Below are 10,409 nucleotides of genomic sequence, written 5' to 3' on the forward strand. Positions count from 1 at the left end.
ACCTGCAGCCGCCACTGCTGAACGAGGTGCGCAAAAGCCAGATCCTGAGCCATCTGCTCGTCGTCGACGAGCGACAAGCCGCCAAGGCCGCTGGGACTGGCATCGAGCACCCCCAGGACCGATGGCGTGAAGGGGGCAAGGCGTTGCGCCTCGGCGGCCGGGGCGACTTCGATCGCCTCCGCGAGCGCCGACACGAAGCGCGCATTCCAGGCTGCCCGCTGGCGCTGCAAGCCACTCCAGGCCAAGTGGAGTGCATCGCGTTCGAGAATCCGGCGCTCGGCCGCCTCAGCCGCCTGCAAAGCCTCGACCGCCTCGTCCATCGACTGCAGAAGCGCGCTGCGCATGCGGTCGCCCGCCTCATCGAGACAGCGACGAATCAGGGGAGGCAAATCGGACATATTTCGTGAAAAAAGTCACGAAAGTGTAGTCGTCGCGCGTGTTTCCTCAAACAACCAGACCTCGATGAGCGCCGGATCTTGAACCAGGCGCAGCCGCTCGAACGCGGCGCGTGCCTCGGGGTAACGCCCGCGCAGGCTCGACAGCCATTGCTTGAGCCGACCCGCACGGTGTCGCGGTGCCACCCGCCATGAAATCTGCCGCCAGAACTCCAGCAGTAGGAGCCGTACCGAGGGCCAATCGACGGCCTCGGGCGCCGCGTCCGCGTGCGGTGCTCCGGCCTGAGCCGCCCGGATGGCCAGGGCGAGGCCCGGATCCCGAATCATGCCGCGGCCGAGCATGAGTGATTCGCAGCCGGTGGTTTGGCGGCAACGCTCGGCATCCTCCGCGGTCCAGATTTCGCCGTTGGCAATCAAGACCGTGTCGGAAAGTGCGCGCCGGATGTCGGCAATGCGCGCCCAATGGGCCGGCGGCCGGTAGCCCTGCGCGCGCGTTCGCGCATGCACGACGAGTTCCTGCGCTCCGCCCTCGGCCAGCGCGCAGGCGCATTCGACCGCACGGGCGTCGTCGGCATAGCCCAGCCGCATCTTGGCGGAAACCGCGAACCCGGCCGGAACCGACCGACGCACGGCAGCCACGATGTCATGCAGGAGTTCGGGTTCGTCGAGCAGCACCGCCCCACCGCGGTGGCGGTTCACCGTCTTGGCGGGGCATCCGAAATTCAGGTCGACGCCGAACGCCCCGAGTTCGGCGAGGCGTGCGGCGTTTTCTGCCATGCACGCCGGATCCGAGCCCAGCAACTGGGGACGCACGGGCACGCCGCTGGGCGTGCGGCTGCCGTGTAGCAGTTCGGGGACGATGCGGGTGTAGACCCGGGGCGGCAACAACTGGTCGGTCACGCGGATGAACTCGGACACGCACCGGTCGATGCCGCCCACGCGCGTGAGGATGTCCCTCAAGCTGTGATCGAGCAGCCCCTCCATCGGGGCGAGCAGCAGCATCGCGCACGACCCCGGATCAATCGAGCGCGCGGCGCAGCCGGATTTCCTCGAGGCGTGTCGTCCCCACCGCCGTCGTGCGAGCGGTCTTGAGCTCGCGCTTGAAGCCTGCCAGCTCGAAGAAGCGCAGCGCGCGCTCGTTGCGCAGCGGCACCCAGACCGTGACCTCGGTGCATTCCTCATCGAGCAGACCTTCGCGCGCGGCGTCCCAGAGGGCGAGCCCGGCCCCTTGATCCCAGTCGCCCGGCTGGACATACAGCGCCCAGATTTCGCCGGTCGTGGGCTTGGTTTTGGGGTCGCGCGAGCGGTCGAAACCGACAAAGCCGACCGGCCGGTCGCCGTCGACGGCCAACAAGACCTGGGGCTCGCCATAGGTGACGGCGTCACGCCAATGCGCCACCCGAGCCGCGTCGGGCTGGATGCGAGCCAACTCCTCTGGGCTCAGCAAGCCTTCGAGCACGGCCTGCAGGGTATGGGCGTGCAGTTCCGCGATGGTGCGGGCATCTTTGACGGTGGCGGGGCGGACGGAGTAATAAGAAGACATGGCGACTCGAATCTCGAAGATGCAAAACCCTGCATTGTCGCGGCAAGGAGCACATCGCTGCGGCACAATGAAGGCGCATTTGCTTTCTTCATGCCGCACTCTTTGGAGCCCTATGAGCGACCGTTTCCTACTCTGTGCCTTGGTAGCGGCCTTGCTGGCAACGCCTGCCTGGGCCGACACCGCGCCCAAAGGCGAGCGCGCGGGCACGTTCAAGCAGGTCGAAGGCAGCGTCACCGCGACACTCGGCAGCGAAACCCGCAAGGTCCGATCCGGTGACGCCGTCTTTCCCAACGACCGCATCCAGACCGCGGCCGACGGCGCCGCAGCACTCACACTGCGCGACGGAACCGAGCTGGTGCTGGGCCCCCAGGCGCAACTGCAGGTCGCGGGCTTTGAGTTCGAACCCACGACGCAAAGCGGCAGCCTGTTGCTGAGCCTGCTGCACGGCAGCCTGCGCATGGTCTCGGGCCTGATTGCGAAGCTGCAGCCGGAGAAGGCGCAGGTCAAGACGCCCACGCTCGTCATCGGGCTGCGCGGCACCGATTTCATCGTGGAGGCACCATGAAGTCGCAAAACCCCATGAAGCACCGCAGGACGACCCTGGGCCTTGGGCTCTTGCTTGCGGCAGGGCTTGCCGGCTGCGCCGGGCCCGTCGACCGAGTCATCCTGCTGCCCGAGGACGGGGGTCGGCCCAGCGCCGTCGAGATCCGTCGCGGCGAGCAATCCTTGCGTCTCGACCAGCCCTACCAGGCCGCCACCGTCGACCGCAGCGGGCAGCTCGTGCCGGCGCAGAGCAGTGCCGAAGAGGTGCGCGAGCGCTACCCCAAGCTGATTGCGCTGCGGCCGCAGCCACCGCTGAAATACACCCTCAGCTTTCTCACCGGGACCTCGGATCTCACCCCCGAGTCGGAACGTCTGCTGCCCGAGGTTCTGCGCACAGCCGCGGCGCGTGCGGGGGGAGAAATTTTGGTGATCGGACATACCGACACGGTGGGCGACGCAGCGGCCAACGACCGGCTGTCATTGCAGCGCGCGCAAGCGATACGCGAGCGGCTGCTGCGCGAGGGTTTCGATCCAGAGCGCGTCGTCGCGATCGGCCGCGGCGAGCGCGAACCAGCCGTTCCAACGGCCGATGAGGTCGACGAGCCCCGCAACCGACGCGCCGAGTTGATCGTGCGCTGAGCCGCCTGACCCTACACCGGAGAGCCCCCATGCGTATAGGCGTCCTCACCGGTGGCGGCGACTGTCCTGGCCTCAACGCCGTGATTCGCGCCGTCACCAAATCGCTCATCGGGCAGTGCCGGGCCGAAGTCATCGGCATCGAAGACGGCTATGCCGGCTTGATGGAAGGGCGTCGCCGCCCACTCGACTGGGCCTCGGTCAGCGGCATCCTGTTCAACGGCGGGACGATACTCGGCACGAGCAACCGCGCCAACCCGCTCGCGTCCGAGGAGACCGCCGAGCGCGCGGTGGCGCAGGCGCGCGCATGGGGTCTCGACGCGCTGGTGGCCATCGGCGGCGACGGCACGATGAGTATTGCGCACGGGCTGATGCAGCGCGGGCTGGCCACCGTGGGCGTACCCAAAACCATCGACAACGACATCGAGGCCTGCGAACGCAGCTTTGGCTTCGACACCGCCGTTGCCACGGTCACCGAAGCCCTCGAGCGTGTCCAAACCACAGGCCAGAGCCACGGCCGCGTGATGATCGTCGAAACCATGGGCCGTTACGCCGGATGGATCGCGTTGGAGGCGGGCATGGCGGGGGCGGCCGACATCATCTTGCTGCCCGAAATCGACTACGACCCCGAGCGGGTGCTCGAAATCTGCCGCGAGCGTGAAAAGCGTCAGCGCTACACCGTGATCTGCATCGGCGAAGGCGCCAAACCGGTCGGCGGCACGTGGACGATCGAGCGGCGGGTCGAAGCCAGCGGCGGCGCCGACCCGATCCGACTCGGCGGTGTCGCGCACCGGTTGCGCGAGTGGCTCGAGCCGCGCCTGGACAGCGAGGTCCGCGCCACCGTCCTCGGGCATGTGCAGCGCGGCGGCTCGCCGACCCCTTTTGACCGTGTGCTCGCGACCCAGTATGGCAATCAGGCCGCGCAGTTGGTGCAACAGCGGCGATTCGGCCACATGGTCACGCTGACCCAGGGACGCATGGGCAGCATCGAAATCGAGCGCGTCGCCGGTCGGCAGCGGCGCGTGCCGCTCGATCACCCGCTGCTGAACGCCGCCCGGCAAATCGGCGTCAGCCTTGGCGACTGACCCCTGAACGACGCTCTCTTTTTAGGAGTCGTCCGCCGCCATTCATGCCGGGGTGAAGGCCAAAACAGCCCAAAAACGGCAGTCACGACGCGCGGCCAGGCATGGGCTGGGCCGGACGCCGCGGTCCCTCAGAGGCTGAGAGGGAATTGGGCGTGTCCGAAGGGGCGCCCCAAAACGCGTCCGAGTAGGCGCAAAGCACAGCCGTAGCTCGGGCTACGGCGCGCATTTGCAACGCCCTCGGGCGTGTTTTGGGGCGTCAAAGCGGGCATGACCAATTCCCTCTCAGCCTCTCAACGCTTGATGAGGCCAGCCGCCGCTTCGCCGCCCGATTGGAACGGGCCGAGCGGGTTGACCTGCCGCTCGGTGAGGTCGATGCGCGGCTCGCCACCCGCATTCTTGAACAGCACCAGGCCATCGCGCGCGACCACCATGGCCTCGAAACGCCAGCCCTCGATGTGGGTAATGCGGCGGAAATTGAAGAAGTCGCTGAGGAACTCCCCCTCACGCTTGCGGCTTTGCTGGCTGAAGCGGTAGACATACGCGCGGCAGGCGGTCTGCGCGAGCAGGCAGTCGCGCACGCCGCGGTCGAGCGCGTCGAGGGGCACACCAGGATGCGGGGCGAGCCGGGCGACCACCTCGGGGTAGGGAATGACGGTCATGTTGGCCGTAGCCGCCGGGTCGAAGCCCAGCTCGGCGAGCTTCGCCACCGGCGTCTGGTACGGCTCGATGCGGTCGAACGCAGCCTTGGCCTCCTCGTAGCTGGCAAACGGCGAGAGCGTCACCGAACTGCCGCGGGGAAGCAGGCTGCTGCAGGCGGCGAGACTGGCGGCCAGCGACGAACAAGCAAGGATACGCATCAGGCGGTGCATGGGCCAAGTATCGCACTTGCGGTCATCGGCACAAGAGCGGCGCCTCGTCGACGGCCCGCGCCAGGCGGCCGAACCGACCCCCGGCCAGCCCGCCGCCAGAGCCCGTCCAAACACGCCGGAGCGCGGGGCGCGGCAGGCTTGCACGCACCGCGCTCTGGCGAAATCGACGCGCTTGCGGCATGCTCAGGCCCCATGAGCGCCACCGAACCTTCTTCTCACCTGCCCCGCCTGCATCGGGCCCTGGGCGATTTGCTGCGCGCGCAGCGCGTGGCCGCGCTCGGCACGCTGGACGCGCAGGACCCCACGCAACCCTTCGTCTCCATGGTGCCTTATGCGCTGCTGCCCGATGGCGCGGGCTTCGTCATTCACGTGAGCGGCCTCGCGCCGCACACCGCCAACCTGCAAGCCGCGCCGCGCGCCGCATTGATGGTGATGGCGAGCGAGCCTGAAACCGGCCCGGTCCATGCCTTGCCTCGAGTGAGCATCGATGTGCGCGCGGAGCCGCCCGTGCCGCATAGCCCGGCCTGGGAGCGCGCCCGTGGTGCGTATCTGGCGCGCTTTCCCGAAGCCGAGCCGATGACGGCGCTGCCGGATTTCCGCTTCGTCACGCTGAGCCCAACCCGAGCCCGCCAAGTGGCGGGCTTCGGCGCGGCGCGCACGGTCGAAGCCGATGAACTCGCCGCCGTGCTCGCCTACGCGGCAGCCGCCCCCGCGCCATGAGCGTGACGAGTCGGGTCCCGGAGGCCGCAGGCGCCGCCGAACGCCCAGCCTGTCTAGATCCGCCAGGCGCTGAGGCAGCCGACACGGCCGCCTCGCCCCCGCTGCGCGTCCACTACGAAGACGCGTCGGTGCTGGTGCTCGACAAGCCTGCGGGCCTGCTGTCCGTGCCGGGCCGCGGGCCCGAAGGCCTGCGCGCCTTGAGCGTCCATGCGGCGCAGCGCTGGCCCGACGCGCTCGTCGTCCATCGGCTGGACATGGCGACCTCGGGCCTCATCGTGCTCGCGCGCGGCCCGACGGCCCAACGGCACTTGAGCCACGCATTCGCGCAGCGCGCGGTGCACAAGCGCTATGAAGCGCTCGTCAGCGGCCATCTATCGGCGCCGAGCGAGCACGACGACGGCTGGGGCCTGATCGACCTGCCGCTGATCCCCGACTGGCCCAACCGTCCGAAAAGCCGGGTTGATTTCGAAGTCGGCAAACCCAGCCGCACCCGCTGGCAGGTGCGCGCACACGAGTGGCTGCGGGGCCAGCCAGTGACCCGCCTCAGGCTCGAGCCGATTACTGGCCGCTCGCACCAATTGCGCGTGCATCTGCTCGCGCTCGGCCACCCGATCGTCGGCGACGCGCTCTACGCGCCCCCCGACCTGCTTGGACTCGCGCCGCGCCTCTTGCTGCACGCCACCGAACTGGACTTTCCCCACCCGGAGAGCGGCAAGCGACTGCGCTTCACCAGCCGCCCGCCGTTTTAGGGCGACGCCTACACGCCGCCCCCACGCAAGCCTCGGGACGCTGGCCGCTGACCGGGGCGCCACGGGCTCCTGGAGCGCGAATCGGCGCGATACTGTCGTCTTTGCCCCCACTCAGGAGCATTCCCATGCGTCGTGAAGTCGTGATTGCAAGCGGTGTGCGCACCGCCATCGGCACCTATGGCGGCAGCCTCAAGGACGTGCCACCCACGGAACTTGCCAGCCTCGTGGTGCGCGAGTCGCTCGCGCGGGCCGGCGTCGAAGGCAAAGACGTCGGCCATGTGGTGTTCGGCCATGTCGTCAACACCGAACCCAAAGACATGTACCTCTCGCGTGTGGCCGCCCTCAACGGCGGCTGCCCCGAGGAAACCCCGGCCTACAACGTCAACCGTCTCTGCGGCTCGGGGCTGCAGGCCATCGTCTCGGCGAGCCAATCGATCCTGCTCGGCGACTGCGACGTGGCCATCGGCGGCGGCGCCGAGAACATGAGCCGCGCCCCTTATGCCAGCCTCAACACCCGCTGGGGCGCGCGCATGGGCGACACCAAGCTGGTCGACATGATGGTCGGCGCGCTGCACGACCCCTTCCACACCATCCATATGGGCGTGACGGCCGAGCATGTGGCCGAGCGCTACCGCATCAGCCGCGAGCAGCAGGATGCACTGGCCGTCGAAAGCCACCAGCGTGCACAGCGTGCCACCGAAGCGGGCTACTTCAAGAGCCAGATCGTCCCGGTCATGCTCAAAGGCCGCAAGGGTGAAACCGCTTTCGACACCGACGAGCACTTCCGCCCGAACTGCACGCTGGCCGACCTGGCGAAACTCAAGCCCGTGTTCGTCAAAGAAAACGGCACGGTCACGGCCGGCAATGCCTCGGGCATCAACGACGCAGCGGCCGCAGTGGTGTTGATGGAAGCCCACGCGGCCAAGGCACGCGGGGTGCAGCCGCTGGCGCGGCTCGTCGCCTACGCGCACGCAGGCGTGGACCCGAAATACATGGGCATCGGCCCGGTGCCGGCCTCCAAACTGGCCTTGCAGCGCGCCGGACTCACGGTCAACGACCTCGATGTGGTCGAGGCCAACGAAGCCTTTGCGGCGCAGGCTTGCGCGGTCACCTGCGAGCTCGGCCTCGACCCGGCCAAGGTCAACCCCAACGGTTCGGGCATCTCGCTCGGCCACCCGATCGGCGCCACCGGCGCACTCATCACGGTCAAGGCCATCCACGAGTTGCACCGCATCCAAGGCCGCTATGCGCTCGTCACCATGTGCATCGGCGGCGGCCAGGGCATCGCGGCGATCTTCGAGCGGCTCTGACACCAAAAAAGCAAGGGGTTCCAAGGCTTTTCCTTGGAACCCCGGCGTGAAATGGTCTTATCGCGCTATTGTTTTAGGACTTCACATCATCCCCAGCAGTCGCGGGAACCACAGCGACAAGGCGGGCCAATAGGTCACCACGCCAAGGAAACCCAGCATCGCCAGCAGCCACGGCCACACCGCCACCGTGAGTTCGGTGATGCCCATCTTGGTGATGCCCGAGGCGACGTAGAGGTTGAGCCCCACCGGCGGGTGGCACATGCCCACCTCCATGTTCACGACCATGATGATGCCGAAGTGCACCGGGTCGATGCCCAGCTTCATCGCCACCGGGAACAGGATGGGCGCGAAGATCAGCACGATGGAAGAAGGCTCCATGAAGTTACCCGCCAGCAGCAGGATCACGTTGACCGCCAGCAGGAAGGCGATCACCCCGAGCCCGTGGCCCAGCATCCAGTCGGCCAGCGCCTGCGGGATGTTCTCGTTGGTCATGATGAAGCTGAACAGCACCGCGTTGGTGATGATGTAGAGCAGCATCGCGCTCATGTTGGCCGAGTTCAGCAGCACCCGCGGCACGTCCTTGAGCCGCATGTCCTTGTAAATGAACACGGCGACGATGAAGGCATAGACCGCACTCATCGCGGCCGCCTCGGTCGGCGTGAATACGCCGCTGTAGATGCCGCCCATGACGATCACGATCAGCAGCAGGCCCCAGATCGACTCGCGCAGCGCCGAAAAGCGCTCGCCCCAACTGGCCTTGGGCAGCCGCGGGTAGTCGAATTTGCGCGCGCGCCAGTAGGTCACGCCGCCGAGCGTGGCTGCGAGCGCCAGCCCCGGCACCACGCCGGCCATGAACAGCGCGCCCACCGAGGTGTTGGTCGCCACCGAATACATCACCATCACGATGGAGGGCGGAATCAGAATGCCCAGTGCGCCCGAGGTGGTGATGACGCCCGCGCCAAAGTTCTTCGGGAAGCCCGCCTTCACCATCGCCGGCAGCAGGATGGAGCCGATGGCTACGACGGTCGCCGGCGAGGAGCCCGACACCGCCGCAAACAGCGCACAGGCCACCACCCCGCCGAGCCCCAGGCCGCCATACCAGTGCCCCACCATGCTGGTGGCGAAGCGAATCATGCGCTTGGCCACGCCGCCATGGGTGAGGAAGTTGCCCGCAAGGATGAAGAACGGGATCGCCATGATCTCGAAATTCTCGATGCCGGTGAACAGCTTGAGCGCCACCGACTCCAGCGGCACGTGGGAGAAGCCGAACAGGAAAGTCAGCACCGTGAGGCCGAGCGAAATCGAGATCGGCATGCCGGTAAGCATCAGCACCAGCAGGATGAGGAAGATGATGAGCGCGTTCATGGCTGCGTGTCCTTCGCTTTCGAAGCGGCCTCACCGGCCACGGGCTTGGGGTGCAGGTTTTCATCGAGCGCAAAGGGATTGAGGTCCACCGGCGGCTCGCCCGCGTCGAGCCCGTCCACATGGCCGTGGTCGTGATGCGGCAGGTCACCCGTGCGGATGAAGTTCACCATCACCTGAAGAAAGCGAAAGCACATCAGCCCGGTGCCCAGCGGAATCGCGCTGTAGACGATCCAGGTCGGCCACTCGAGGTCGGGCGTCGTCGGTCCCTCGGGGATGTCGCCGACCGGCTGGCCGAACAACTGCAGAAAGAAGTGGTGCGCGCCGTTTTCCCAGACGAACGTGGCGCCAAGCCAGGCGATGATGGAGGTGAACAAAGCACCGGCCGCCAAGCCGAAGATGATGAATTTCGCGCGCCAGCTCGGGCTGAGGCGATTGATGAGCACATCCACCCCAACGTGGATGCCGGTGCGCACGCCATAAGCCGCGCCGAACTTGGCCATCCAGACGAACATGATGATGGTCAGTTCCTGCGCCCAGCCCAGGTTGAGCGAGAGCAGCCAGTCCTGCACGCCCGGTATCGGCCATCCGGCCGCGTAGCGGTGCAGCACGGCCACAAAGATGATCAGCGTGGCACCCGCCATGAGGAAGGTGATCAGCCATTCCTCCAGATGATCGAGAAATTTCATGCGCGGTCTCCCGTCGGCAAAAAAAGACGCGGCGCGCCCGATGCCGAGCATCGGTGCGGCCGCGCCCTGGCCTGGAATCAGAGCTTGTTCGGATCGAAACCGGTGACCTTATAGATCTCTTGCAAGGTCTCCTTGCCCACCCGATCGGCCATCTTGGCGTGCACCGGCGCGAGCACCTTCTTGAGCGCCCGGCGCTCGTCGGCCGTCGGCGTGTAGACCGTCGTTTTGCCGCTCTTGCGCACCGCTTCCAGCGCGCTGTCGTTTTCTTCCTGGGCGATCTTGTTGGCGTAGTCGGTGGCTTCCTTCAGCGCCTGTTCGAGTTCACCGCGGATGTCAGCGGGCAGCCCGTCCCAGAACTTCTTGTTCGTAATGACCGCGTAACCGAGGTAGCCGTGGTTGGTCAGCGACAGGTGCTTTTGCACCTCGTGCATCTTCTGCGTGTAGAAGTTGGAAATCGGGTTCTCCGTGCCGTCGACCACCCCGGTCTGCAGCGCCTGATAGACCTCGG

General features: G+C 67.1%; 13 protein-coding genes. 6 read left to right on the forward strand and 7 right to left on the reverse strand.

From position 1 onward, the window contains the following. The 3 genes from JHC36_RS11085 to JHC36_RS11095 all read right to left on the reverse strand — a co-directional run. Nucleotides 1–398: DUF1631 family protein (locus tag JHC36_RS11085; protein WP_287919099.1), on the reverse strand; the 398-nt coding region annotated here is incomplete at its 3' end. Nucleotides 399–413: 15 nt separating this feature from the next. After that, complete coding sequence (locus JHC36_RS11090; RefSeq protein ID WP_287919102.1) at nt 414–1,397, reverse strand: tRNA dihydrouridine synthase; 984 nt, start codon at nt 1,395–1,397, stop codon at nt 414–416. Between the two features lie 16 nt (nt 1,398–1,413). Continuing rightward, nucleotides 1,414–1,938, reverse strand: coding sequence for a GNAT family N-acetyltransferase (locus JHC36_RS11095; protein WP_124223466.1), 525 nt, complete (start codon nt 1,936–1,938; stop codon nt 1,414–1,416). A 112-nt stretch (nt 1,939–2,050) separates the two neighbouring features. Between JHC36_RS11095 and JHC36_RS11100 the strand changes: the two genes are divergently transcribed. Genes JHC36_RS11100 through JHC36_RS11110 form a run of 3 tightly spaced genes read left to right on the forward strand, consistent with a single transcriptional unit; the run spans nt 2,051 to nt 4,202 of the window. Continuing rightward, nucleotides 2,051–2,503 carry a FecR domain-containing protein gene (locus JHC36_RS11100; RefSeq protein WP_170159063.1) on the forward strand — a complete coding sequence of 151 codons (453 nt, stop codon included), beginning with the start codon at nt 2,051–2,053 and terminating at the stop codon, nt 2,501–2,503. After that, nucleotides 2,500–3,120 (forward strand): OmpA family protein, encoded by a 621-nt coding sequence (locus tag JHC36_RS11105; protein WP_287919108.1) that lies wholly within the window; start codon nt 2,500–2,502, stop codon nt 3,118–3,120. The genes JHC36_RS11100 and JHC36_RS11105 overlap by 4 nt, the downstream gene beginning before the upstream one ends. Nucleotides 3,121–3,149: 29 nt before the next feature. Further along, complete coding sequence (locus tag JHC36_RS11110) at nt 3,150–4,202, forward strand: 6-phosphofructokinase (protein ID WP_287919110.1); 1,053 nt, start codon at nt 3,150–3,152, stop codon at nt 4,200–4,202. A 290-nt stretch (nt 4,203–4,492) separates the two neighbouring features. Here JHC36_RS11110 and JHC36_RS11115 read toward each other — a convergent pair whose 3' ends face one another. Continuing rightward, nucleotides 4,493–5,071 carry a hypothetical protein gene (locus JHC36_RS11115; RefSeq protein ID WP_287919112.1) on the reverse strand — a complete coding sequence of 193 codons (579 nt, stop codon included), beginning with the start codon at nt 5,069–5,071 and terminating at the stop codon, nt 4,493–4,495. A 192-nt stretch (nt 5,072–5,263) separates the two neighbouring features. On the opposite strand from JHC36_RS11115, the gene JHC36_RS11120 reads away from it, so the two are divergent. The 3 genes from JHC36_RS11120 to bktB all read left to right on the forward strand — a co-directional run bounded on the left by JHC36_RS11120 (nt 5,264) and on the right by bktB (nt 7,850). Continuing rightward, complete coding sequence (locus tag JHC36_RS11120; RefSeq protein ID WP_287919114.1) at nt 5,264–5,791, forward strand: HugZ family pyridoxamine 5'-phosphate oxidase; 528 nt, start codon at nt 5,264–5,266, stop codon at nt 5,789–5,791. Next, nucleotides 5,788–6,540, forward strand: a complete 753-nt coding sequence (locus JHC36_RS11125) for an RluA family pseudouridine synthase (RefSeq protein WP_287919117.1) — start codon at nt 5,788–5,790, stop codon at nt 6,538–6,540. Before JHC36_RS11120 ends, JHC36_RS11125 begins: the two co-directional genes overlap by 4 nt. A 125-nt stretch (nt 6,541–6,665) precedes the next feature. Then, entirely contained in the window at nt 6,666–7,850 is a 1,185-nt protein-coding gene (bktB, locus tag JHC36_RS11130) for a beta-ketothiolase BktB (protein ID WP_124223450.1), read from the forward strand. 81 nt (nt 7,851–7,931) lie between these two features. Here the strand turns inward: bktB and JHC36_RS11135 are convergent, their stop codons facing one another. The 3 genes from JHC36_RS11135 to dctP form a co-directional block, all read right to left on the reverse strand. After that, the gene (locus JHC36_RS11135) at nt 7,932–9,215 is read right to left on the reverse strand and encodes a TRAP transporter large permease (RefSeq protein WP_287919121.1); all 1,284 of its coding nucleotides are present in this window, start codon (nt 9,213–9,215) and stop codon (nt 7,932–7,934) included. Continuing rightward, nucleotides 9,212–9,901: a TRAP transporter small permease gene (locus tag JHC36_RS11140; protein WP_287919124.1), complete on the reverse strand. Its 690-nt coding sequence runs from the start codon at nt 9,899–9,901 to the stop codon at nt 9,212–9,214. The genes JHC36_RS11135 and JHC36_RS11140 overlap by 4 nt, the downstream gene beginning before the upstream one ends. Nucleotides 9,902–9,978: 77 nt before the next feature. Beyond that, nucleotides 9,979–10,409: TRAP transporter substrate-binding protein DctP (gene dctP / locus JHC36_RS11145; protein ID WP_287919126.1), on the reverse strand; the 431-nt coding region annotated here is incomplete at its 5' end.

The organism is Tibeticola sp. (assembly GCF_022759015.1).
Lineage (GTDB): Bacteria > Pseudomonadota > Gammaproteobacteria > Burkholderiales > Burkholderiaceae_C > Tibeticola > Tibeticola sediminis.

Bases quoted from the DNA above. Each gene is read 5' to 3' on its own strand.
- JHC36_RS11125 (WP_287919117.1), top strand. From the start codon at position 5,788: ATGAGCGTGACGAGTCGGGTCCCGGAGGCCGCAGGCGCCGCCGAACGC.
- JHC36_RS11115 (WP_287919112.1), bottom strand. From the start codon at position 5,071: ATGCACCGCCTGATGCGTATCCTTGCTTGTTCGTCGCTGGCCGCCAGT.
- JHC36_RS11110 (WP_287919110.1), top strand. From the start codon at position 3,150: ATGCGTATAGGCGTCCTCACCGGTGGCGGCGACTGTCCTGGCCTCAAC.
- JHC36_RS11140 (WP_287919124.1), bottom strand. From the start codon at position 9,901: ATGAAATTTCTCGATCATCTGGAGGAATGGCTGATCACCTTCCTCATG.
- JHC36_RS11135 (WP_287919121.1), bottom strand. From the start codon at position 9,215: ATGAACGCGCTCATCATCTTCCTCATCCTGCTGGTGCTGATGCTTACC.
- bktB (WP_124223450.1), top strand. From the start codon at position 6,666: ATGCGTCGTGAAGTCGTGATTGCAAGCGGTGTGCGCACCGCCATCGGC.
- JHC36_RS11095 (WP_124223466.1), bottom strand. From the start codon at position 1,938: ATGTCTTCTTATTACTCCGTCCGCCCCGCCACCGTCAAAGATGCCCGC.
- JHC36_RS11120 (WP_287919114.1), top strand. From the start codon at position 5,264: ATGAGCGCCACCGAACCTTCTTCTCACCTGCCCCGCCTGCATCGGGCC.
- JHC36_RS11090 (WP_287919102.1), bottom strand. From the start codon at position 1,397: ATGCTGCTGCTCGCCCCGATGGAGGGGCTGCTCGATCACAGCTTGAGG.
- JHC36_RS11105 (WP_287919108.1), top strand. From the start codon at position 2,500: ATGAAGTCGCAAAACCCCATGAAGCACCGCAGGACGACCCTGGGCCTT.
- JHC36_RS11100 (WP_170159063.1), top strand. From the start codon at position 2,051: ATGAGCGACCGTTTCCTACTCTGTGCCTTGGTAGCGGCCTTGCTGGCA.